Origin of the sequence: Longimicrobium sp., assembly GCF_048594345.1 — a bacterium.
Taxonomy (GTDB): Bacteria; Gemmatimonadota; Gemmatimonadetes; order Longimicrobiales; family Longimicrobiaceae; genus Longimicrobium.
This window is the reverse complement of sequence record NZ_JBMDXM010000036.1, coordinates 1-23,003: the sequence shown is the minus strand read 5'-3', so window position 1 is coordinate 23,003 and position 23,003 is coordinate 1. Positions and strand designations below refer to the sequence as shown.

Here is a 23,003-nt window from a genome sequence, read left to right as displayed (position 1 = left end):
GCCGTCATCATCAGGATTCGGGAATGATCCGTTTGCGACGCACAGTGACGCGCGCGGCGCTGGCCCTGGCGGCGCTGCTGGGCGCGCCGGCCGCCGCCGCCGCGCAGGACGACGGCGCGTGGAACTCCGGCCGCGCGCTGGAGCTCATCCAGCGTGCCCAGGAGCGCCGGCAGGTGGCGCTCAGCGACACCGGCATGGTGGACTACCAGGCCGATGCGCGCGGCTACATCTACTTTTACCTGGACCGCCGCGACACGGGCGAGCGCACGCTGGTCAAGACGGACCAGGTGGCGCTGGACGTGTTCTGGAAGGCGCCCAACCTGTCCAGGCAGCGCATCATCGGGCTGCGCGATGAGCGCAACCTGCCCACCAACATCCGCTACCACGAAGACCACCTGACGGTGGTGCAGGACAACTTTGGCGACCTCATCCGCCTGGGCGACGGCGACGAGGTGGCCGACGTGCTGCACCCCGCGTCGAGCGCCGGCCCGTCGGCGTACGACTACCGGCTGGCGGATTCGACCACCATCCGCCTGCCCGGCGCGGACGAGCCGGTGCGCGTCTACAAGGTGCAGGTGCGGCCGAAGGACGCGTCGCGGCCGGCGCTGGTGGGCTCGGTGTTCGTGGACCGCCGCGGCGGCGACATCGTGCGGATGGAGTTCACCTTTACGCCGGTCTCGTACGTCGACGAGCAGCTGGACTACATCAACGTCCTGCTGGAGAACGGGCTGTACAAGGGACGCTTCTGGCTCCCCAACCGCCAGCAGGTGGAGCTGCGCCGGCAGGTGCCGGAGCTGGGGCTGCCGGCGGGCGGGATGATCCGCGGAACCATGCGGATCGGCAACTACCGCTTCAACCAGGGGCTGGACCTGGCGCAGTTCGCGGGGCGGCGCGTGGTTTCCGTCCCCGTGGCGCAGCGCGAGGCGTTCGCCTTTGAGCAGCCGATGGACGCGGAGCTGCGCGAGGCGGGACTGAGCGCCACGGGCGAGCTGGGCGACATCCGCCGCGAGGCCGCGGAGCTGGTCGGCCGGCGGCTGCTGAGCGGGCTGCCGGGGACGCGCATCGACCTGTCCAGCGCCACCGGCACCGTGCGCTACAACCGCGCAGAGGGGCTGGCGATCGCCCCCGGCGCCCGCTTTACGCCGGGCGAGCGCTGGTCGCTGGGGATACGTGGCGGCTACGCGACGGCGGCGGAGCACGGGTTTGGCGAGGTGGACCTGTGGCGCGGTGCGCTGCCGGACCGGCTGGGGATGGGCGTGTACGCCAACCAGCTGCGCGACATCGGCGTGGGCACGCAGGTGATTTCGGGGGCGATGAACTCCGTCACGGCGCTGGTGGCCGGCTACGACTTTACGGACCCGTACTTTGCCACGGGCGCGGAGCTGCGGGCGGACCGGCCGGTGGGACGCGGCTGGAACGGCGCGTTCCGCCTGCGCGCGGAGCTGCACCGCCAGGCGGGGCTGGAGACGGACTTCTCCCTCCTGGGCGGCGGATCGCACTTTCGCCCCGTGCGCCCGATCGCGGAGGGCGAGTTCTACGGCGGCTCGGTGGCCGTGCGCCGCGTGGTGCCGGCGGAGCGGGCGCGCGGGCTGGGGGTGGGGGTGACGGTGGATGCCGGCGTGCTGGCGTCCGAGTTCGTCCGCTACGGCCACTGGCGGCCGCGGGTGGATGCGGGCTGGATCTCGCGCGGGTCGGGCGGATCGGAGCTCACGCTGGACGCGGCCGCGGGCGCGGCGTTCGGTGACGTGCCGCCGCAGGGCGAGTTTCTGCTGGGCGGCCGGGGGACGGTGCCGGGCTACGGGTTCCGCTCGTACGGCGGCCACACCTTCGCCTTCGCGCGGGCCGGGTACGCGGCGGAGCTGTTTCGCCCCTTCGTGCGCGGCCGCGTATTCGCGGCGGCGGGGTGGGCGGACCGCCGCAAGGGCGCGGTCGGCTTTGTGCCGTTCACCAGCGTGGTGCCCGAGCCGCGGCCGCTGCGCACGGGAAGCCTGTTCTCCGTGGGTGCCGGGGTGGGGCTGCTGTTCGACATCATCCGCGTGGACGTGGCGCGCGGGCTGGGGGAGAACGGGGTGTGGGAGGTGATCGTGGAGGCCAACCCGTCGTTCTGGGACTTTCTGTGAACTTCCGTTGATGCGGTCCGACGTCATCGACGCCTTTCACCTCCCCGCGATCGAACACCCGCGCACCAGCACGTGGGCGTACGGGCGCGGGGAGGATGCGTTCGAGGTGCGGCTGCCCCGCGTGTCGCCGGTGGACCTCAAGCGGCAGGTTGAGGCGCTGGGCACGGCGCGCGACCGCTACCTGGCGCACCGGCCGGTGGCGGAGATCGTGGGGGTGATCGACCGCGTGGCGGCACGTTTCCAGGACCCGGCGGACCCGCTGCGCCGCGCGGCCGAGCGCGCGCTCCCCGCGGTGACGGCGTACAGCGCGCCCATGATCCGGCTGGTGCTGGACCGCATGGCCGCGGACTGGCGTGCGCCCCGACTGCGCGAGCTGCTGCGCGCGGAGTTCGGCGACCCGCGGGTGCTGGACGGATTTCATCCCGCGCCGCGCGCGCACGGGCAGCAGGCGGCGTTCGGCCCGCGGCTGGCGGTGCACGTGTTCAGCGGCAACGTGCCCGGGGTGGCGGTGACCTCCATCATCCGCTCGCTGCTGGTCAAGGCGGCCACGCTCGGCAAGGCGGCGGTGGGCGAGCCTCTGCTGGCGGCGCTCTTTGCCCGCGGCGTGGCGGAGGCGGACGCGCGGATCGGCGAGTGCCTGGCGGTAACGTACTGGGCCGGCGGCGACGAGATCATGGAGCGCGCGGCGCTGGCGGACGCGGACGCGGTGGTCGTCTACGGCGGCGCGGAGGCGGTGGCGTCCATCCGCGCCCGCACGCCGCCCACGGGACAGTTCCTGGGCTACGGGCCCAAAGTTTCGTTCGGTGTCGTGGGACGGGGGGCGCTCTCGGGGGATTCGGCGCGGGCGGCGGCGCGCGGGGCGGCGCTGGACGCGTCCACGTTCGATCAGCAGGGGTGCGTGTCGCCGCACCTGTTCTACGCCGAGGAGGGCGGCGCCGTATCCCCCGAAGCGTGGTCCGCGATGCTGGCGGAGGAGATGGCGCTGGTGGAGGGCGAGCTGCCGCGCGGCACGCTGGCCCCCGGTGAGTCGTCCGCCATCCGGCAGCTGCGCGCGGAGGCGGAGTTTGCCGAGGCCGGAGGCGGCGGCACGCGGCTGCACGCCAGCGGCGAGGGAACGGCGTGGACGGTGCTGTACGATCCGCGGCCGGACTTTACGGCGTCATGCCTGAACCGGGTGGTGCGGGTGAAGCCGGTGGCCTCGCTGGCCGACGTGCCGGGGCTGGTGGAACGGTATGCGCCCGTGCTGCAGACCGTCGGCATCGCCGCGGACGCGGACGAAACGCGCGCGCTGGCGACGGCGCTGGCCCGCGTGGGCGCCAGCCGGTTCACGCCGCTGGGCAAGATGGCGTGGCCGCCGCCCTGGTGGCACCACGACGGGCGTTCGCCGCTGCGCGAGCTGGTGCGGTGGGCGGATCTGGAGGAGTGAGGCGGTGAACGGGTGAAGGGGTGAACGGGTGAACGGGGTGATGAGGCTCGGCGAACGGTATCGAACTGCGCCCGCGGCGCCCCCTCCGGGCTCGTAAACCTCGCCCACCTCCCCCAAAAAAGACTGGGGGAGGTTGGGATGCCGCCAGGGTTCGGGCGCTTCGAAGGGCATCTCGCTGCGTCCGATGATTGACGACGCGGAGCCCGCGGGTGCAGTCCGCGAAAGCGGACTTTGTGACGTTCCAGCCGCGGTTTCAACCGCTAAGGCGGGGCCGTTCGGGCGCGGTGTCGGGTGCGGACGCACGGCGCCTGGGTACTTGCGCGGTGCCGGAGCCGCACTCTGGTCGGACGGTTGCCCGGGGACACGCTTCATCCGCAGTTTGAACGTCTGGCAGGTCGCGTAACACGGAACGGGGAGACGGACATGCAGCAGGTGCAGGTGGGGCGGACGGGGCGGCGGGTGGGGCGCATCGGGCTGGGGGCCATGCCACTTTCCATTCCAGGCCGGCCGGAGCGCGAAGATGCCAAGCAGGTGATCCGCCGCGCGGTGGAGCTGGGCGTCAACTTTATCGATACGGCCGACGCCTACTGCATGGGCCAGGACGACGTCGGCCACAATGAAGCCCTGATCGCGGAGGCGCTGGACGAGCTGGGCGTGCGCGACGACGTGCTGGTGGCCACCAAGGGCGGCCTGGTGCGGCCGGAGGGACGCTGGGAGCGCGACGGCCGGCCGGAGCAGCTGCGCCGCGCCTGCGAGCACAGCCTGCGGATGCTGAACACCGACCGCATTGGCCTGTACCAGCTGCACGCGCCCGACCCCAGGGTGCCGTTCGCCGACAGCGTAAGCGAGATGGCGCGGCTGTACGAGGAGGGAAAGGTGGCGGCGGTGGGGTTGAGCAACGTGTCGCTGATGCAGCTGCAGGCGGCGCTGGCCATCGTCCCCGTGACCTCGGTGCAGAACCGCTTCAACCCGTGGGACCGGTCGGCGGAGCTGGACGGCATCATCCGCTACTGCGACCAGAACTCCATCACCTTTCTCCCCTACTCGCCGGTGGGCGGGCGTCGGCGCGTACCGGTGCTGCGTGAGAGCGAGGATCTTCGCGCCATTGGCCAGCGGCACGGCGGTGCCACGCCGGAGGAGCTGGTGCTGGCGTGGATGCTCGGCGTTTCGCCGTCGCTGGTGCCCATCCCCGGCGCCAAGCGCATCGAGAGCATCGAAAGCAGCGTCCGCGCCGCGTCCCTGCGCCTGGACGACCGCACCCGCCGCGAGCTGGAGGACGCCTTCCGCGCGCTGCCGGAGGAGGGCGGGGTGTGAGGGTGTGAGGGTGTGAGGGTGTGAGGGTGTGAGGGTGTGAGGGTGGCGCGGCGAGGATGAGCGGCGTGGGATGAGCGGATGAATCCGCTGCTGGGAAAGCGATAAGCCCTGTCCGGCTCGCAAGCGAGCCGGACAGGGCTTCAACTTCATGGGCACTCGCGCGCGCAGGTCGGTCAGGGAGTCCAGCGGGCGAAGCGGGTGGAGCGGCTAAGGGCGTGCCAGAGCGAGTCCTTGACCTGGGAGGCCACGTAACCCAGCACCGCGGCGCTGAGAGCCATGTAGAAGATCATCATCCCCATGGTCCCATCAGCCCGGCCGGAGTAGGTGTGCAGGTACACGAAGAACCCGATCGCCACGCCGACGACGATCCCGAACGCCCCGTGCAGGCGGGCGGAGAGGGCGTCCTCCTCGATCGTCGCCTTCGGGTTGATGACGGACTCCACCGGCGTGCGGCCCTTGCCCGTGATCCACCGGTCGTATCCCACCAGCGACGAGACCGTCACCGCCTCGGCCATGTCGCGCAATTCCTCGTCCGGCGTGCCGGGGAGCCAGCCGATCTCCGCCACGTATTCGTTGTAGTCGCGCCGCAGTGAAAGCGTCTGGCGGTTGATCTCCGGCAGCTTTTCGGCGGCCTGGACGTTGAGCCCGGCGGCGGCCTCCCTGTCGCCCCGCGCCCCGGCATCGGCGGCCCACACGCGCAGACGCCAGAACTCCGAGCGCAGGCGGTACAGGGCGCCCAGCCGCGTGGCGCAATCGCGGCGGCTGCGGCGGTCCGCGTTGCGCGCGACCAGGAACACCGCGTACACGCCGGCCACGACGGCAAGGTAGTAGATCACGAGCGGACGGAGCGGCGGGGGTGGATGGGGCGCGCGGCGGCTGGCCGCCGGAGGGGGGCGGCGGAGTGGCGGACTACGATGTGCGGGAAAACTTGCTTCCCGTCAAAGGCGCGCAAGGGTGCGTACGTCGTCCACCACCTGCTCGAGGGTGGCGCCGTCGGAGATGACCACCTGCAGGTTTCCGTTTCGGTCGATGCCGTACACGGCGCCCGGGTGGACGGTCTTTATCGCCGCGGCGACGGCCGCGGGAGGTGCCGCGTGGGCGCCGTGCGCGTGGACGGCGGGCTGGGCGGGCGCACGGGTGATGTAGGCGCCGTAGCCCTCAGCCGCTTTTGCCAGGCTTGCGCTGTCGCCGGTCAGGCCGGTGACCGCCGGGCCGAAGCGCGCGGCGTACGCTTTGAGCGCGGCGGGCGTGTCGCGCGCGGGATCCAGCGTGACGAGCAGAATGCGGACGTCCTCCGTGCGGCGGCCGGCGGTGCGCAGGGCGCGGGTGAGCTTGTCGAGCGTGAGCGGGCAGACGTCCGGGCAGTTGGTGTAGCCAAAGAACAGCAGCACCGGGGCGCCGCGGTAGCTGCGCAGCGAAACCGGCCGCCCTTCATGGTCGGTGAGCGCGAAATCCCCGGCGGGAAGCACCTCGGTGTAGGTGGTGCCGTGAAAGCGCGGCGTGGGCCGCGGCGCCGCGGCGATGGCCGCTACCACCACGATCGCCACCATCACCACCACGCACGTCCAGAGCGCCAGCCGCGGCGCGGGAGCCGTCTTCTGCGAGTCGTCCATCGTCCAGCCGAGTAAGGGTGCTTCGCCGCCGCGGCGTACGCGGCGGCGGAAATGTAATACACTCAGGCGTTTGGATCACGGGGGGCGGAGGTGAAGGGGTGAAGGGGTGAACGGGTGAACGGGTGAAAGAGGGGATTCAGGTTGGACGACGGGCATCGGGCTGGCGCCGACGGGGTGCCCCTCCCCCGGCCCCTCCCCGTTCGTTCCTCACGGAGAGGGGAGAAGTCGATCTCGTTTCGACGAGGTGCGTCGCACCTCCCTCCCCCGCGCAGTTTGCGGGAGAGGGTCGGGGAGGGAGGCGCCCATCATCCCGCTCAAACCCGTCAGCAACGCCGCGATCCTAGCCCCACACCCAACCTCCCCCGGCAGGTTCGGGGGAGGTGGGCGAGTGGTGCTCGCCCGGAGGGGGCGCCCGCGCAGGCCCGTCCGAAGCGCTCCGCATCACCCGCTCACCCGTTCACCCGTTCACCTCCCAGCGGTCCGCTTGTCGCATCGAGGGCGCCGGGCTAGGTTCCGCGCCGGAAAACACGGGGCGGCGGAACGGCGGAATCATCACCAGGACGGAACCCGATGGAGCAGTTGCAGACCCTGATCTCGCAGGCCTTTCAGGACCGCGAGCGGCTGAAGGAGCGCGAAGTGGCGCAGGCGGTGGAGGAAACCATCGCCCTGCTGGACCGCGGCCAGGTGCGCGTGGCGGAAAAGACGGATGGCGAGTGGCGGGTGAATGCGTGGGTCAAGGAAGCCATCCTCCTCTACTTCGCCCTGCGGCCGCTGGAGCCCATGGACGCCGGCGACCTGCGTTTCTATGACAAGATCCGCACGAAGACGGACCTGCAGGCGCAGGGAATCCGCGTGGTGCCGCCCGGCGTGGCGCGCTACGGAAGCTTTCTGGAGCCCGGCTGCGTGGTAATGCCCGGCTACGTGAACATCGGCGCGTACGTGGGCGCGGGGACCATGGTGGATACCTGGGCCACGGTGGGCTCGTGCGCGCAGGTGGGGAAGGGCGTGCACCTGTCCGGCGGCGTGGGCCTGGGCGGTGTGCTGGAGCCACCCAGCGCGTCGCCCGTGATCATCGAGGACGGCGCGTTCATCGGGTCGCGCTGCATCGTGGTCGAGGGATGCGTGGTGGAGGAAGAGGCGGTGCTGGGGGCCAACGTGGTGCTGACGGCATCGACGTCCATCATCGACGTGACCGGGGCCGAGCCGGTGATCACCAGGGGGCGGGTGCCGGCGCGCTCCGTCGTCATCCCCGGAACCATGCCCAAGGAGTTCCCGGCGGGGACCTTTGGCGTGCCGTGCGCGCTGATCATCGGGCGGCGCACTGAATCGACGGACAAAAAGACCTCGCTGAACGACGTGCTGCGGACGTTCAACGTGCAGGTGTGAGAGGGCGCCTTCGATCGATGACGGTCAGCCGCGCCCGCTCGCTTCGCTCATCCACTCACCGCCGTCCGCTGAAGAACCCGCGGACGGCGGCGGCATTATCCCATGCGCATTTACGCGATCTCTGACCTGCACACCGACTTTCGCGAGAACCGCGCGGCGCTGGAGCGCGCGGGGCTGGCCGGGCACCGCGACGACGCGCTGATCGTGGCGGGCGACGTGGCCGACAACGAGGCGGTGCTGCGCGACACGCTGGAATGGCTGGCGGGACGCTTCGCGGAAGTCTTTTTTGTGCCCGGCAACCACGAACTGTGGGTGCGCGGCGAGCAGCGCGACAGCATGGAGAAGTTTCGCTCGGTGCTGCGCGTGTGCGACCAGGCGGGTGTGCGCACGGAGCCGGCGCGCGTGGGCGGGGCGTGGGTGGTGCCACTGTTCTCGTGGTACCACGAGGAGTTCGACGTGCGCGGCGAGGCGGTGGAGGAGGAGCTGGAGGCGTGGTCGGACCGCTACTTCTGCAAATGGCCGCCGGCGATCAGGCGGGTGGACGAAGCGTTCTTGCGGATGAACGAGCCGCGCGTGCACGCCTACGACGCGCCGGTCATCACCTTTTCGCACTTTGTGCCGCGGCCGGACCTGGTGCCGTCGGTGCACCGACTGTCGTTCAAGGGGCTGGCGCTGGTGGCCGGGTCCGCCGGCATCGAGGCGCAGATCCGCCGCATCCAGCCCCGCGTGCACGTCTTTGGCCACACCCACATCCCCTCGGACCAGGTGATCGACGGTGTGCGCTACGTGCAGAACTACTTCGTCCGCACCTCGCCCGACCCGCTCAAGCTCGTCTGGACCAGCGGCGAGGCCGAGTTGGCCGCGCCGATGTTCTGTTGAGGTGGGCGAGCGTATGGGTGAGCGGAAGGCGGGTGTTGGTTGAGCGGGCGTGGACGGGCGGGTGGGATGAGCGGGTAAACCCGCTGCTGGAAAAGCGATAAGCCCCGTGCGGCTTGTTACGCTCGCCGACCGGGGCTTCAACTGCACGAGGCTGCGGGGATCCCCCACGGCCACGTCACGAGAAACCTGACAGTAGATTCCACTCGGCGCCAGGGCGCCAGAGCATCGGACCGGGCGGGAAGGTCAAGCAAGGTTGGAAGCTACCGGCAAGGCGATTGTTGACGGCCTGCGGTAATGCGCCTACCATTGCGCTTGTTTTGTGCTCTTGCGTTTTAGGCAGATTGGGTTCGAATGAGAAAATTGCAATCATCTGTTCGGTTCAAATCGCTCCAACATCCTGCAAACCCTTTCGATAGAGAGAGGCTCACATGCGAAAGTTGCTGTTACGGCTCCTGATGCTCGCGAGTGTTGTGCTCACGCTCGGAGCGTGTGCTGACACCCCCACTCAATCAGATCACGCGCCGGACCTTGCCGCTCCCGTCCAGGACGAACAGACGGCGACGCCGCAGGGATGCGTAAGCGAGGGGCTGTGCGTGCTTCCGCCGATCAGCGGGGGATGGTGCGAACCATGGATGGAACTGGATTGGGACTGCGACGAGGGTGGTGGAGAGTGCGAGGAGTCGATAGGGGCGCCGACTGATCCGGAGGAGGCGGCAGGCGTTCAGTCGTGCCCTGGCGGCGGGGACGGCGGCAGCTGGGGCGGGTACACTCCGCCGCCCGGCGGCACCGGCCCCGGCGACCCCGGCGCGATCTGCATCGAATCGTACTCGGAGCCGTGCGCGCCGGAATGTGAGGACTGCAATCCGCCCGAGAAGGAGTCCACCATCTGCCCGTCGCCCTTCCTTGGAAACGTGCAACCGACACTGATCACGGTCGCAGGGCGAAACCATGAATTTAGCTTTACGAGCACCTTTACGTACCCGTTCAAGCGTCTGACGGGGGGCAGGTCACCGGCCACCTATGAGATCGGCTTGCCCACGGCCAGCAAGGACGCCTGGTGGATCGCACAAGCTGGCACCATCACAGTGTGGTGCCGGGGTGCGTGGATCACCCGACGGCACTGGGTGGGAACCTTGACCGTCGTGGATAGTGACCTGCATATGGTGATGGGACCCGGACACCCGGACTTCTGACGCGAAGGCAAGTACCGTGGACCAATCGCGCTACATCGACGAGAGGGATCTACCCTTCACCGAAGACGAGTTGTTTCGTGCCTTTGCCCTGACGGACGATGAGCAGGTCGCGCGAGACGCCGCGCACATGCTGGCAGAACTACTGTCGAGCGGCACGTACGAGGGGGGGTGGTCCATCGGTGACGAGGGTTTTGCGGCGCTTGCCCTGCTGTCCGAAGACCTGCGGGAGCGCGTAAACGCGTACATGGCCGCACGGTGGGAAGGCATGCGGTGGATGGCGGTCCGCACCGCTTTAAGGCGCGAAGGGCTTCCGCCCGGCGCTGAGCCCACGGAGTCCGCACGTCGCGCGGGAGACGAAGAGATTGCGGGGTACGTGGCGGATTGGGAGCAGGGTTGTGCTGCGCTTGGGGAATGGGTGCGGCGGCGGCAGGCAGGCGACCCGGTGGGGGATGAGCCGCCGCCGTGGCCAGGGACGGAGCACGAAGAGGAGTAAGTGCGCGGCAGTTTCACTCGTGGCGGGCTTGGGGGGCACGTGTCCCCCGAGCCCGCCGCTCGATTTTTTGCGGCTGGATTCCCAGTCGTTGAGCCGCGCGTTCAGCGCGGCGGGTTGCCGATGCGGATGGTGTCGCGCGGCGCGTTGGGGTTGGGCGCCGGCGGCGGGGTCGGCGCCGGCGTGGGCTCCACGGGGCGGCCCAGGAGCGGCGGATCCGGGCGCGGCTGCGGCTGCGTCGGCTGCTGCTGCGCGGGCGGCTGCTGCTGCACCGGGGGCTGCTGCACGGGCGGCTGCTGCGCCGGCGGATTCTGCGGCTGGGGCTGCGGCCGGCTGACCGGCGGCTGCTGCTGAACCGGCGGCCTCTGCGGCTGCTGAGGCTGCGGCTGCGTGACGGCCGGACGCTGCGGCTGCGTGACGGTGGGCCGCTGCGGCTGAGGCTGCTGCGGCTGCCCCGCCGACGGCTGGCTGACCCGGGGCTGGCCGCCGGACGGCTGCGGCTGCGCGCCACCGGACGGCCGCGATCCGGACGGCTGGCCTTCGAACGCGGGGACGCCGCCGCCTTCCGCGGGCGATGAAGGCTGGTCACCGCCCAGCCCTGTGCCCTCGCGGCTCAGCGGCGCGTCCGGCTGCGGCTGCGGAGCCACCACGCCGCCCTCGCTCGCGGACGGCGCCTCGCCGGACTCGTCGCCGGGGAGCACGGCGTTCACGTTGGGATCTTCGCGCCCGCCGCCGCCCGACATGGCCGCCCACGCGGCGGCCGCCACCAGCAGCAGCGCCACCACCAGCACCACCGGCCAGCGGCGCTTGGGGCGCGTGGCTGCGGTGGAGGGAACCGTATGCGCCCGGGTGCTCGCGTGCGCGGCCGGACGCGGATGCGCGGGCGCGGGGGCGATCACGGTGCCGTCGTCGTCTTCAACGGCCGGCGGGACCACGTGGAGGGCGGCGGGTGCCGGCGAGATGACGGTGCCGTCGTCCTCTTCGGAGTCGATCACCGGCGGCGGGACGGCGACGTGCGCCAGGGCGGCGTGCACCCGGCTCTGCAGCGGCTGGTGCGTGGCCGCGGCCAGCGCCTGCCCAAAGTGGTCGGCGTCGGGGTAGCGGTCGCCCGGCTCCACCGACATCGCCTTCATCACCACCTGCTCCACCTGCGGCGGAACCTCGGGGTTCAGCTCGCGGATCGGCTTGCGGACGGTCCACCCGGTGGGGAGCTGCCCCGGCTCGCTGGTGAACGGCCGCTCGCCGGTGAGCAGCTGGTATCCCACCACGCCCAGGCTGAAGACGTCGGTGGCCGCGGACAGGTTGCGGTCGCCGCGCACCTGCTCGGGCGAGGCGAACGCGGGCGACAGCGGGTTGGCGCCCATCCCCCGGGTGACGGTCTGGTCGTCCTCGATGGCCTGCGCGATGCCATAGTCCAGCAGGCACACCCGCACGTCGTCGTGATTCCCCTCGATCCCTTCGGCCAGGAAGATGTTCCCCGGCTTTACGTCCCGGTGGATGAGGCCGGCGCGGTGCCCCACGGCCAGCCCCTGGGCGGTGTCGCGCAGAATGCACAGGGCGCGGTCCAGCGGCGGCTTTCCCCCGGTGGAGAGCGCCTGCGACAGGTTTTCGCCGCGCAGCATCTCCATCACCAGAAAATCCAGCCCCAGCTCCGGGTCGGTGCCCACGTCGTGCACGGTGACCAGGTTGGGGTGGTGCGGCAGGCTGGCGGCGGCCTGCGCCTCCTTGTGCAGCCGCTGGCGCAAGGTCTCGCGGTGCTCCGGATCGGTGGCGGTAAGGGTGATGACTTTTACCGCCACGGGGCGGCTGAGGCGCGTGTCCATGGCGCGGTACACCACGGCAAAGCCGCCCCGGCCGATCACCTCTTCGATCTGGTACCGCTTCACCAGCGTGTGGCCGGTGAGCAGACTTTCGAGTCCCTGAGCCATGTGCCGTTGCCCGTGCATCTTGTCCCGCGCCGGCGGGTGCCGGCCAGAACCCGGATCTGTGGCAAGATGCGAACCGGCGTAACATGGTGCGTCCCGCGGGGCTGCCGGAACGCGCGACCCGGCTGCCCTGCTCCAGACGCCACGCGGACAGGCGGCTCCTTTGCCGCCCAACCGGTCCTCCCAAATGCAGGCGAAGCGCGCTCTCTGCCCGTAAAATGCTTGTGCGGGTCAGACACACTATGGCGCCTAACGGGTTGACGGCCTAATGTTGGGCGTGTGTACGATCCGTATATTCTGCTCTGCCTGTCCCGCCGAATGATGAACCGCCTGAGAGGAATCCACCCGCGGCTGGTTCCACGCGCGCCCGACCCGCGGCCGTCGCTGGCCCTGCTCCCCGCCCTGCGCGACGCGGGCGACGACTTTGCCTGGGCCGTGTGGTACGCCGTGTGGCGCGTACGCGGAGAAGACGATGGCGAAGCGTCCGGTCCCGGCGAGTGGCTGGACCGCTTTCACGCGGCGTACGGGGCCGTGCCGCCGCTGGACGACGCGTTGCGCGCCGTCGCCGAGTATCTGCACGGCATCGGCTCGCGCAGGGACGCGGCCGATGCCCTGCTGCGCATCAGCGATTGGGCCCTGGAGCGCGGCGCCGCCGAGCCCGCCATCCAGTGCGCCGAGGCCGCCGCCGCCCTGGTGCCGGAGAGCGGCCGCCTCGCCCTCGCCGCCGGCCGCGCCAACCGCATCTTCAGCGAGGCGATGCGGGCGGCGCTCTTCTATGAACGCGCGGTGACGCTGGCGCGCATCCGGCGGAAGTGGCGCACCTACGTCCGTGCGCACCTGGGGCTCGGCCACATCAAGAAGGGGTACGGCGACATGGCCGCGGCCCGTGCCCATTACTTTACCGCCGCACGGGCCGCACGCAGCCTTTCCGGGGAGAAGTGGCTCGCGGCGCAGACCAAGCACGACCTGATGGCTCTGGCTGCGGAAAGCGGAGACTTTGAAGAAGCGCTACTGCACGCACGGCAGGCGCTGGACTGGTATCCGCGGCACCACGCCCGATTCCCGGCGCTGGCGCACGATGTGGGCTTTCTCCTCGTACGGATGGACTTGTATTCCGCCGCCGTACCGCTGCTCAAGGCGGTGATGAGTACACGGATTCCGCCGCCTGACCAGGTGATCGGATGGAGCACCCTGGCGCGAGCTACAGCCGGGATGAACGACGCGGCCGGATACCGCGCCGCGGTGGACGAAGTGCTGCGGCGTGTGGGGTTGTTCGATCTGCATGCGGCCCCCGCGTTCGCGAATCTTGGTTGGGGTGCGTGGCTGCTGGGGGAATGGGAAGAAGCCGAGCAGTACGCGTCACGAGCCCTCGAGATCGCGGAGAAACGCACGGAGGCCGAAGCCGGCCGCGTAGCACGCGCGGTTCTGGCAAATGTGGACGTGCGGCGAAGGGGCCCTGCCCCTCCGCCAGACGATGTGCGGTCAAGTCAGGTGCTTCAACTGGCGCGGGAAATTGCTGCCAGCCTGGCTGCGTGGCGCGGTCCTACCTGGAAGCGACGGCGGCAGTATGGCCCTGATCGGCTCGGGACCGTGTAACTGCTTAGTTGCCCGAGCCCATCGTAAAGCCGCCCCGGCCCGCGGCGTCGTCAGAGATGGGGGCGGTGGACGGCGCAAGGCCATCATCTTCGGTAGCCTCATTCACGGAGCCGATGGTGAAGCCGCCTTCGACTTCGTTGTTCCCCGAACCGATCGTGTAGCCGCTTGATTGCGTGGCGCTGTTCCCGGAGCCCATCGTAAATCCTCCGTCGTAGGCGGGGCCGGCGGGCTGCGCGTGCGTGTCGCTGCCGGCGGGGTTTTCGCCGCAGGCGGCGGCAAGGGCGCACAGCAGGAGCGCGGCGGGGAGAATGCGATGGCTCATCATGAGGACCCGTCTGGTGTGGGATGGTCGCGTGAAGCCGGGCAACCGCCCGGCTGTTTATATTGTACATTGTTACACACCTGTCCCGCCACTCCACGCGGCTATATACGAACCATACAGTACAAAATCGCCACCTTGTGAACACTTGACTCATTCGGAACGCAACCTGTCCCGGCTCCACGGTCCGGTTGCTGGTCATCCGCGATCCCATCATCACGACCCCGTATCGATGCGGTAGCAGGGGATACGCGGGTCCGGTTGCAGTGCATGAGGAAGCCGTGGCACTGCACCGACGGATCACATCACCCCACCCATACCGAATACGCCTCTCCTCACGACTTTTCCGCTCCCGGAGCCGCGGGCACCTTGGGCGTTCACGTTGTGCATTTGGTCCGAAAAAAGGCGCACGGCATCAAGGAGCGGTGGACAATGGAGCAGCCAAAGAAGGGAAGAAATGCACGCCGGGGTGCGGGCTCCAGGCGCGGATCGCACCGCCCGTGGTGCCTTCCGCCGGCGGTGACCCGCGAACCGGGTGAGACGCTGGAGGGGGTGCACGTGCTGGACGAGTTCCCCGCGGAGCTGTCGCTGGCGCTGTGGACGGCGCTGCGTGACGTGTCGCTGTGGGCCGCCACCCCCGAAGAACGGCGGACGGCGCTGTTCTCGCCCAATGCCGAGGCCCGGCGCCGCGAGTACACGTCGCAGACGCGGCTGCAGCCCGAGCTGGACCTGGCGCTGAGCACGCTGGCCACGGTGGTTTCGCACAGCGCCCAGGCCAGCGCGGCGGTGGTTACGCTGATGTGCCTTGAGGTGTCGCGCTGGGCGCGCGCCAAGGGGGGGATGGGGACGGCCGTTTCGTTTGCGCAGGCGGCGGCGCTGGCTTCACCGGAAGACCCGGCTCCCGCCCTGGAGGTGGGGCGGCTGGCGCTGGAGTGGGGGCGGCCGGCACGGGCCGAGACCTGGCTGCGGCGCTCGATCGGGCTGGCGCGGCGCGCAAAGGAGTGGGAAAGCTACGGCGCGGCCTGCGTGCTGCTGGGCGACCGCTACCTGCGCGCCGAGCGGCTGCAGCCGGCGGAGCGCTTTTACCTGTACGCGGCGCGCGTGGCCCGCCGGCAGCAGCTGCGCACCGTGCGCGCCGAGTCCATGCACGGGCTGATGCGCGTGCGCATGGCCGCCGGCGAAGACCTGGAGCAGGCGGAGCGGTTCGGGGCGCTGGCCCAGCGTGCGTACGGCCGCGCCCACCCCCGCGCCCCGGAGCTGCTGCACGACATGACGCACCTGCTGGTGCGCCGCGGCGAATGGGAGCGCGCCGTGCCCCTTCTGCGGCGGCAGCTTTCGGTGTTCACCGACCCGACGATGCGCATGGTTTGCCACGCGCTGCTGGCCCACGCCAGCGCCGCCCTGGGCGACGCGCGCACCTACGAGATGAGCTGGAAGGAAGCCTGGACCCTGAAGGACCGCCCCGGCACCGCCCCCCACGTTCCCGCCGCCCTGGCCCACCTGGGCAAAGCCGCCAGCCAGGCGCAGGACTGGCTGCGCGTGCAGCAGACCGTCCGCGCCTTCAACGACCTTCGCCCCGAGCACCGCCGCGGCCCCGCCGCCGGCGAAGTGGCGGAGTTGGCGGGCCTCGTTAACAGCCATCGCCAGGCGCGCGTGGTGGAGATCTGATCGGAGCCGGAGTTCATCAGCCCCGAAAGTATCGCCCCGCACTGCGTTCCTATGATCTGGGCTCAGTTGGGCAAAGCCCGCCGGCTATGTGTACGACTGGCTGCGCGTGCAGCAGACCGTCCGAGCCTTTCTTTCTGCCTTTCGATCAGGGACTCTCCTACGCTCCAGTGGCGAGTGCGGGGCTGCCTGGTCATTTCTAGTGACCGTTGGCGCATTCCGGGTGAGATTCGCCTGTAAGGCGCCATTGATGGACTAGCCCTACGATGTTACTGTAAATATGCGCAGAGTTGTCGCCAACGCTTCTCCAGCGGAACTCAGCGTCTCTTCCCACTGCAGCTCCTTGGTCGGAGTCTGTACTTCGAAGGTCCTTTGTTCCCGCGAGAACCCCCATGAAGCTTGTCTTTTCGCTTTTTGATGACACTGTGGAGAATTTCGAAGAAGTCTTCCTTGAGGGGAAGCTGACCTCTATTGAAGATCCTTACGTCCAGATACCGCTTCGTCAAGAAAATGCGAATGTGCAGGTGTATTTGCAACGTAATAAACGAGGTGTGCCTGCCTGGATTGCTTTCTTTGATGCACATTGCGATTTCCGTGCAGCATTTCCACGAGCCGCTGCGGAAGATTGGGATGGTGACTTTCTGGCGAACCAGTACAACTCGCTAGTTGTAATATTTCGAGTTTCGCATCCGCAATTAGGTGAACGCTTTCTTGCGCTAACTCAGGGTATGGGTCACCTGGCTGTGGATCACAGCCGCGTGGAGGACGATTTTGGTTTAACTGTAAGCCTCAACTCTATCAATCCTGACAAGGTTCGTGGTGTTGATGCACGCGATTTAGGCACACGCACCCAACAGAAGCGACTCCGCACAAATTTCGAAGGTGAAGTATGGGAGTTGGATTTTGATCCCGAACTCGAGGTCGTGGGCGGCATGGTTGGAGTTCCGAGTGAGACTGATTTCGCAGACCAGATTTCGGGATCGGAGTCCGTAGCCTTATTCCGTCAAATCCAATGGCATCAGTTCGAAGCGCTTTGTTCCTTGCTGTTGGAGAAATACTCTTCTCGAGAGTATGAGAGTCGCTTTAAGTTTGCAGCGAACAAACGTCGTCTCCGGAACAAAAAAATCATCAGCATTCTTGAAGATCATCTGAGGGATGCGCTACGCGATAGAAGAGGCGACCGCCTCTCGATGATCTTGCCAATGGATCTGGCCGAACACGTCGTAGAAACAGAGTTGCACATTCCTACGCGTGGTCGGCGCGTTCAACTCGCACCTTTCGGGGTGGGTACCCTCTTCAACGTGCTTGATGAAGCCCAGGTGCTCGACGTTGAGCCCAAAAACTTAACTCTCTATCACTATGATGCAGACGGAGCACTTCGTGATAGAAAGTCCCTTTTTAAGCACCTTGTATTTGAGATAAGACTTCTAGATCCTAACGGTCGGCAGAGGTATTTCGTTCTGTCCGACGGTGGTTGGTATGAGGTGGCTCACGGGCACGTAGCTAAAATCCGTCAGCGCATAGCGGCAATTCCAGTGTTGGAAAACTGGGCTGTTTTACCTCCAATGAATTGGCTCCCATCCACATCTGGTGCCAGCGCAACTTACAGACGCGAGCGAGAGGACGAGTATAACGCTCGTGTTTCCACAGCCCATGGGCTTGTCCTTTTTGACAAGGTTCTCTTCCGTCAGAACTTAGGTGGTAATAGTCGAATCGAGGTTTGTGACCTTCTCGGTCCAGATGGTCGGTTCTACTGTGTTAAGAAGTACGAAGGTTCATCCGACTTGAGTCACCTCTATGCACAGGGATTGGTTTCAGCCGAACTCTTAGTGGATGTACCGGAGTACCGGCAATTCGTCCTTGATAAGATCAACGGTGTGTTCCAACCCTCGTTCACTGCACAAACCGCCCGGCTGGCCGGCCTAAAGGTAGTATACGCGATAGCCTGTCCAACAGACTTTCGAATCCCAGAAGACCTGCCCTTTTTCGCGCAGGCGAGCCTGGCATCGCATGCTCGCAAGCTGGTGCGGTGTGGTTTCGACGTGGAACTTGCCCGCATCGTTATTCCAGATCCCCCCCAGACCTCCTCCACCGCGCCCCGGCGCAGGCGGCGAACGGCAGCGGCATGACACCTGGACGGCTCCGTTGTACCGAGTTCGTAGCAGGTTAAACGCTCACATTCCGGACGAGTTCAGAACCCCGAAGAGCTAGCTGAGATTTCTCGGCTAGCTTTTCTGCGTTTACCTGGCGAACTCCCGTCACCGGCCGAAGTGGTAAATTAGGACTTGCCCTCGTTCTTGCCGTGGCGTATTGTGATACGCTCGGATTACGCCTGGTCGCGGGTAAAGTGGTCGAACGTGTCGGATGGGTCCTCGTCACTAACTCCACTGCATCTAAAGGCCTGCCAACTCATCCGCTGCCGCTGTCAACCATTCGATGTTGCAACCCGTTGTAGCCGCAGTAATTGAGCGCGATCGACGCGTATTGATTTGCCAACGTCCGCAGGGCAAGCGGCACGGTGGATTATGGGAGTTTCCTGGAGGGAAAGTTCACGCCGACGAGTCCATTCCCGAAGCTGTATCAAGGGAGCTAGCGGAAGAACTTGCCGTTCAAACTACCGAAGTTGGCGAAGTGCTGTTCTCGCGCGTGGATCAGCGTAGCGGCTTTGAAATCCTCTTTCTCCACGCAACGGTCGAAGGCGAGCCCGTCGCTTTAGAACACTCGGAAATCGTGTGGTGTGAACCCGCTCAGCTTCTGTCGTATCCGCTCGCTCCCAGCGATCACGCTTTCGCATCTTTCTACCTCAGAACCGCCTGATGCTTGCGTTCATCTCAGGAAAGACCTACCGTCGGCGGGATATCCATGGCGCTGTTGGCGGCCAAGGACAGGGCGGGATCAGCACTCCATCTAGGCACCCGATAATCCTGCTGTTCTCTGGTGAACAAGGCGAGCAGTATGGGTACCATGACGGCTTTCAAGATGACGGCTCGTTCTGGTATACGGGTGAGGGGCAAATTGGTGATATGCAGATGATCCGCGGGAACCGTGCCATGTACACTCACCTGCAGACAGGCAAAGCACTGCATCTATTTCAGTATGAGACACGTGGCTTAGTCAAGTATGAGGGTCAAGCCGTCTATACAAGGCACCACTATACTAGTGCCCCTGATCGCAATAATGATGTGCGGCAAGTAATCGTATTCGAACTAGCTGTGGATGCCCCGGCAGTTGGTGTGCCGGACCTTACCCCAAGCGATGCTGAGGTTGGGCCGCGCTCATTGTGGCAGCGACCATTGGAGGATCTTAAGCGGGCAGCGTTTGCACAAGATAGCATTGAACGAGCCGCCGCTGAGAGGAACGTCAAAGCCTACTTCCGCAGCGATGTAATCAAGGTGTATGTACTTCGCCGCGCGAATGGGTACTGTGAAGGATGTAGAGAGCCAGCACCCTTTCTAACCCGTAAAGGCACCCCGTACCTGGAGCCGCATCACATCCGTCGCCGCGCAGATAGTGGGCCCGATCACCCACTGTGGGTGATTGCGCTGTGTGCGAATTGCCACAAACGAGTCCACTACGGTGCAGATGGACACGACTACAACATGCACCTCGCTGATTGCGTCGCGGCTATCGAAAACTCTTAGCCTTGCAGCGCTCTTTTGTGGCCTGGCGCCGCACATTTGCGATTGATGGCGTCGGAAAATGAGTGGAGCTGACTTGCTCTAACGATCCACGAAGCGTTCCCCGACCTCGCGAAGTAACCGCAGCGGATACCGTCATCCCTCCGCCCCTAGTGTAAACCCGAACGTGGTGCCGGCGCCTAGCTGGCTTTCGACCCAGACGCGGCCGCCGTGGGCTTCCACGATGCCGCGGGCGATGGCGAGGCCAAGGCCGGCGCCGCCGCCGCGGGTGGGGCCCTCGGCCTGCCAGAACGGCTCCCACAGACGCTCCACGTCCTCGGGCGCGATGCCGGGGCCGGTGTCGCGCACCCAGAAGCGCACCGCGCCCTCCTCCGGTGCCGCGCCCACCGTCACCTCCCCGCCCGGCGGCGTGAACTTGAGCGCGTTGCCCACCAGGTTGCTGAACACCTGCAGCACCCGGTCGCGGTCCGCACGCACGGGCGGACAGTCGTCCACCGCGGCCACCAGCCGGATCGTCCGCTCCTCCGCCAGCCGCCGCATCAGCCCCATCGCCGCGTCCACCAGCTCCGCCGGGGCGCAGGGCGCCGTCCGCACCCGCAGCTGCCCGGCCTCCAGCCGCGCCACGTCCAGCAGGTCCTGGATCATCCGGTCCATGGACTCGGCGCTGCGGACCACGCCGTCCATGGCCTCGCGCGCCGCCCGCGGCAGCGTGCCGGAGGCCAGTGCCGCGTCCACGTTCAGCAGGATGGCGGTGAGCGGGTTGCGAAGGTCGTGGCTCACCACGCCCAGCACGCTGTCGCGCGCGTGCAGCGCCTCGCGCGCCTCGCGGTACAGGCGCGCGTTGTCGATGGTGAGCGCCGCGCGGCGGGCCACCTCCTGCGCCACCGCCAGCTCCTCGGGCCCAAAGCGCCGCCGCGGGTCGGTGCTCACCAGGGTGATGGTGCCCAGCGTGCGGCCGCGCGCCGTGAGCGGGGCGATGATGAACGACCGGGGACGCGCCGGGTTGTTCATCCACCGCTCCCGGTGGTGTTCGTCATGGGCCAGCTTTTCCACCAGCTCCGGCGTCACCTGGGGCACCAGCATGGGCTCGCCGGTCTGCACCACGCGCAGCACGGGGCGCCGCTCGGGGTCCGCGTCGGGCGGGTTGCGCACGTCGGCCAGCAGCCGCGCCTCGGCCTCCGGATCCCGATGCGCCACGGCTACGCGCCGCGTGCCGCCGTCCGGCTCTACCTCGTCGATCAGGCAGTAGTCGCCCAGCTCGGGGATGGCCAGCCGCGCCAGCTGCCGAAAGCCGCTGGCGTAGTCGAACGAGGCGCTCAGCAGCGTCCCCACCTCGGCCAGGAACGCCGTGCGCCGCTCCGCCGCCTCGGAAGCCTCGCGGGCGCTGCGCTCGCGCTCCAGCAGTTCGGCGCGCATGCGGTCCGCCGCCTTGCGCCGCGAGATGTCGCGGTAGATCCCCCACGTCCCCACCCGCTGCCCGTCCGCGAACACGGGCGTCCCCGTCACGTGCACGTCCACCTGCCGGCCGTCGCGCCCCTGCCGCACCGTCTCCAGCTCCGCCTTTTCCCCCGCCAGCACCTGCCGGGTAAGCGCCATCCCCTCCGCCAGCAGGGCGGGAGGGACGATGAGCTCGTTGATGCTGCGCCCCGCCGCCTCGCCGGGCTGCCAGCCGAACAGGCGCACCCACTCGCCGTTCACGTCCAGCACCCGGTCCTCGCCATCCAGCAGCACCAGCCCTTCGGGCGCGGCCTCGAACAGCTGGTCCAGGTAGGCGCGCTGCAGGGTGAGCGTTCCCTCGCGCCGCTCCGCCTCGGTGATGTCGCGGATCACCAGCAGCCGCCCCATGTCGGCCCCCGCGGCGGCCAGCGGGCGCACCCGCACGTCCACCTGCCGCGCCGCGCGCCCCTCCCCCAGCGTTAGCCGGATGGCCCCCGCGGCGCCGTCCGGGATCCGCTCCGCCAAAAGCGCCGCGGCGATCGGCGCCAGCACCTGCGCGGCGGGGCGCCCCACCACCTCGCCCCGGATCCCCAGGATCTGCCGCGCGGCGGGGTTCAGGTCCAGTACGCGCCCGGTCTCATCGACCACGACCACGCCGTCCGGCATCTCCTCCACCAGCGCCTCGCGCGCCACGGGCACCAGGTCCAGCAGCCGCAGGCGAAAGATCGCCCAGAAAAAGACGGCGCCGCTCAGCGCGAACAGAAACGGGCCGGGATTGGCCGGGAACCGCACCGTCTGCGACAGGTGCAGCACGTTGCCGATCCACGGAACCGCCGCGGCCGTCACGATGGCGGCGGCCTGGCGGCGGTACAGGTGAGTGGAGCGCAGCGCCCGCAGCGCGACGATGGCCACGGCGAGGGAGAGCAGCGCCCACGAGTAGGCCACGTGCAGCCAGAACCCCCAGCCGTTCAGGGAGTCGATGGCGGCGCGTCCGTCGCGCTCCACCAGGGCAAAGCGGGTCCAGAAGGCGTGGTGCAGCGGGTTGGTGAGCGCCATCACCAGCGTGAGCAGGGGGATGGCGCCCAGCAGGGTGAGGGCACGGGGGGTGAGCCACGCTTCGCGCCGCGTGTACTGCAGCGCGAACACGGCCCAGGCCAGGGGGACGATGATGGCGCCCACCTGCGTGGCCTGCCCCAGCGCGAGCTTGCTGTGAAAGTCGGCGCTGGCCCGGTAGAGCGCGTAGAACAGCGCCCACGCGGACGACGAGGCCATCAGCAGCACGAACCCGGTGGCGGCGGGCACGCGCCGGTGCCGCCACGCGAACAGCGCCAGCGCCGCGCACACCAGCGCGCTCGCCAGGAGCGGGATGAAGACGGGCGTGGGCTGCCAGACCATGCGCACACACGGTCCGCCGCGCGCCGCGGCGGAGCGGTTGGGGAGCGCCCGGTCCCGGGCGCGCGGAAGGGTGGGAAGGTGGATGAAAGATGCTCCGGCCGCCGGGTGACCGCAAGCGGCGGGGAAGTGCGTGAGTGCGTGAGTGCGAAAGTACGAAAGTACGAAAGTACGAAAGTACGAAAGTGCGAAAGTGCGAAAGTGCGAAAGTGCGGGGCGCGTTGAGCTAAGGCCATCGCGCGCCGGCCGCCGGTCGAATGATGCTGATTGCGGACCTAATCCCGTGATCTCGCGGTTGCGGACGCGCCGGTGCATGGGATGCCGCACACGGTCGGGCCGCCGAGTCCACGAAGGTGGACTTTGTGGAGCAATTCTTCATTCGCTCCTGCAGGCGGACGGCACGTTGCCGGTTCAGATTCTCAATGGGCATCTCCGCGGCTGTGAAAACGTGATGTCCGCCTTCGCGGACGGGTTTGGAGAGCATTCCACACCCTCACACCCTCACACCCTCACACCCTCACACCCTCACACCCTCACACCCTCACACCCTCACACCCTCACACCCTCACACCCTCACACCCTCACACCCTCACACCCTCACACCCTCACA

General features: G+C 68.0%; 17 protein-coding genes. 12 read left to right on the top strand and 5 right to left on the bottom strand.

The features are described 5' to 3' along the window. Positions 1–23 precede the first annotated feature (23 nt). The 3 genes from ACOJUJ_RS03830 to ACOJUJ_RS03820 all read left to right on the top strand — a co-directional run bounded on the left by ACOJUJ_RS03830 (position 24) and on the right by ACOJUJ_RS03820 (position 4,860). A complete protein-coding gene (locus ACOJUJ_RS03830) occupies positions 24–2,120 on the top strand; it encodes a hypothetical protein (RefSeq protein ID WP_420125522.1) in 2,097 nt (698 codons plus the stop codon). 10 nt (positions 2,121–2,130) lie between these two features. Continuing rightward, complete coding sequence (locus ACOJUJ_RS03825; RefSeq protein WP_420125521.1) at positions 2,131–3,546, top strand: acyl-CoA reductase; 1,416 nt, start codon at positions 2,131–2,133, stop codon at positions 3,544–3,546. Positions 3,547–3,969: 423 nt separating this feature from the next. Then, the gene (locus ACOJUJ_RS03820; RefSeq protein ID WP_420125520.1) at positions 3,970–4,860 is read left to right on the top strand and encodes an aldo/keto reductase; all 891 of its coding nucleotides are present in this window, start codon (positions 3,970–3,972) and stop codon (positions 4,858–4,860) included. A gap of 173 nt (positions 4,861–5,033) precedes the next feature. Here ACOJUJ_RS03820 and ACOJUJ_RS03815 read toward each other — a convergent pair whose 3' ends face one another. Both ACOJUJ_RS03815 and ACOJUJ_RS03810 read right to left on the bottom strand, forming a co-directional pair. After that, positions 5,034–5,696, bottom strand: a complete 663-nt coding sequence (locus tag ACOJUJ_RS03815; RefSeq protein ID WP_420125519.1) for a hypothetical protein — start codon at positions 5,694–5,696, stop codon at positions 5,034–5,036. A 102-nt stretch (positions 5,697–5,798) separates the two neighbouring features. Further along, a complete protein-coding gene (locus tag ACOJUJ_RS03810) occupies positions 5,799–6,473 on the bottom strand; it encodes an SCO family protein (RefSeq protein WP_420125518.1) in 675 nt (224 codons plus the stop codon). A 570-nt stretch (positions 6,474–7,043) separates the two neighbouring features. Between ACOJUJ_RS03810 and ACOJUJ_RS03805 the strand changes: the two genes are divergently transcribed. The 4 genes from ACOJUJ_RS03805 to ACOJUJ_RS03790 all read left to right on the top strand — a co-directional run bounded on the left by ACOJUJ_RS03805 (position 7,044) and on the right by ACOJUJ_RS03790 (position 10,424). Then, positions 7,044–7,859, top strand: a complete 816-nt coding sequence (locus ACOJUJ_RS03805; RefSeq protein WP_420125517.1) for a 2,3,4,5-tetrahydropyridine-2,6-dicarboxylate N-succinyltransferase — start codon at positions 7,044–7,046, stop codon at positions 7,857–7,859. 102 nt (positions 7,860–7,961) lie between these two features. Further along, positions 7,962–8,738, top strand: a complete 777-nt coding sequence (locus ACOJUJ_RS03800; protein ID WP_420125516.1) for a metallophosphoesterase family protein — start codon at positions 7,962–7,964, stop codon at positions 8,736–8,738. Between the two features lie 428 nt (positions 8,739–9,166). Next, a complete protein-coding gene (locus ACOJUJ_RS03795; protein ID WP_420125515.1) occupies positions 9,167–9,931 on the top strand; it encodes a hypothetical protein in 765 nt (254 codons plus the stop codon). A 16-nt stretch (positions 9,932–9,947) separates the two neighbouring features. Then, a complete protein-coding gene (locus tag ACOJUJ_RS03790; protein ID WP_420125514.1) occupies positions 9,948–10,424 on the top strand; it encodes a hypothetical protein in 477 nt (158 codons plus the stop codon). Between the two features lie 101 nt (positions 10,425–10,525). On the opposite strand, the gene ACOJUJ_RS03785 is transcribed toward ACOJUJ_RS03790, so the two are convergent. Next, entirely contained in the window at positions 10,526–12,349 is a 1,824-nt protein-coding gene (locus tag ACOJUJ_RS03785) for a serine/threonine-protein kinase (protein WP_420125513.1), read from the bottom strand. Positions 12,350–12,667: 318 nt separating this feature from the next. Here ACOJUJ_RS03785 and ACOJUJ_RS03780 point away from each other — a divergent pair, with 318 nt between their 5' ends. Continuing rightward, a complete protein-coding gene (locus ACOJUJ_RS03780; RefSeq protein WP_420125512.1) occupies positions 12,668–13,942 on the top strand; it encodes a hypothetical protein in 1,275 nt (424 codons plus the stop codon). A 4-nt stretch (positions 13,943–13,946) separates the two neighbouring features. On the opposite strand, the gene ACOJUJ_RS03775 is transcribed toward ACOJUJ_RS03780, so the two are convergent. Continuing rightward, on the bottom strand, positions 13,947–14,264 hold the full coding sequence (locus ACOJUJ_RS03775) for a hypothetical protein (RefSeq protein ID WP_420125511.1): 318 nt from the start codon (positions 14,262–14,264) through the stop codon (positions 13,947–13,949). Positions 14,265–14,780: 516 nt separating this feature from the next. On the opposite strand from ACOJUJ_RS03775, the gene ACOJUJ_RS03770 reads away from it, so the two are divergent. The 4 genes from ACOJUJ_RS03770 (at position 14,781) to ACOJUJ_RS03755 (ending at position 19,567) form a co-directional block, all read left to right on the top strand. Then, positions 14,781–15,929 (top strand): tetratricopeptide repeat protein, encoded by a 1,149-nt coding sequence (locus ACOJUJ_RS03770; protein ID WP_420125510.1) that lies wholly within the window; start codon positions 14,781–14,783, stop codon positions 15,927–15,929. A 389-nt stretch (positions 15,930–16,318) separates the two neighbouring features. Further along, positions 16,319–18,055 (top strand): DUF6119 family protein, encoded by a 1,737-nt coding sequence (locus tag ACOJUJ_RS03765; protein ID WP_420125509.1) that lies wholly within the window; start codon positions 16,319–16,321, stop codon positions 18,053–18,055. A 307-nt stretch (positions 18,056–18,362) separates the two neighbouring features. Further along, positions 18,363–18,743 (top strand): (deoxy)nucleoside triphosphate pyrophosphohydrolase, encoded by a 381-nt coding sequence (locus ACOJUJ_RS03760; protein WP_420125508.1) that lies wholly within the window; start codon positions 18,363–18,365, stop codon positions 18,741–18,743. After that, complete coding sequence (locus ACOJUJ_RS03755) at positions 18,743–19,567, top strand: HNH endonuclease (protein ID WP_420125507.1); 825 nt, start codon at positions 18,743–18,745, stop codon at positions 19,565–19,567. Before ACOJUJ_RS03760 ends, ACOJUJ_RS03755 begins: the two co-directional genes overlap by 1 nt. A 132-nt stretch (positions 19,568–19,699) precedes the next feature. On the opposite strand, the gene ACOJUJ_RS03750 is transcribed toward ACOJUJ_RS03755, so the two are convergent. After that, positions 19,700–22,396, bottom strand: a complete 2,697-nt coding sequence (locus tag ACOJUJ_RS03750) for a histidine kinase N-terminal 7TM domain-containing protein (RefSeq protein WP_420125506.1) — start codon at positions 22,394–22,396, stop codon at positions 19,700–19,702. Between the last annotated feature and the right edge of the window lie 607 nt (positions 22,397–23,003).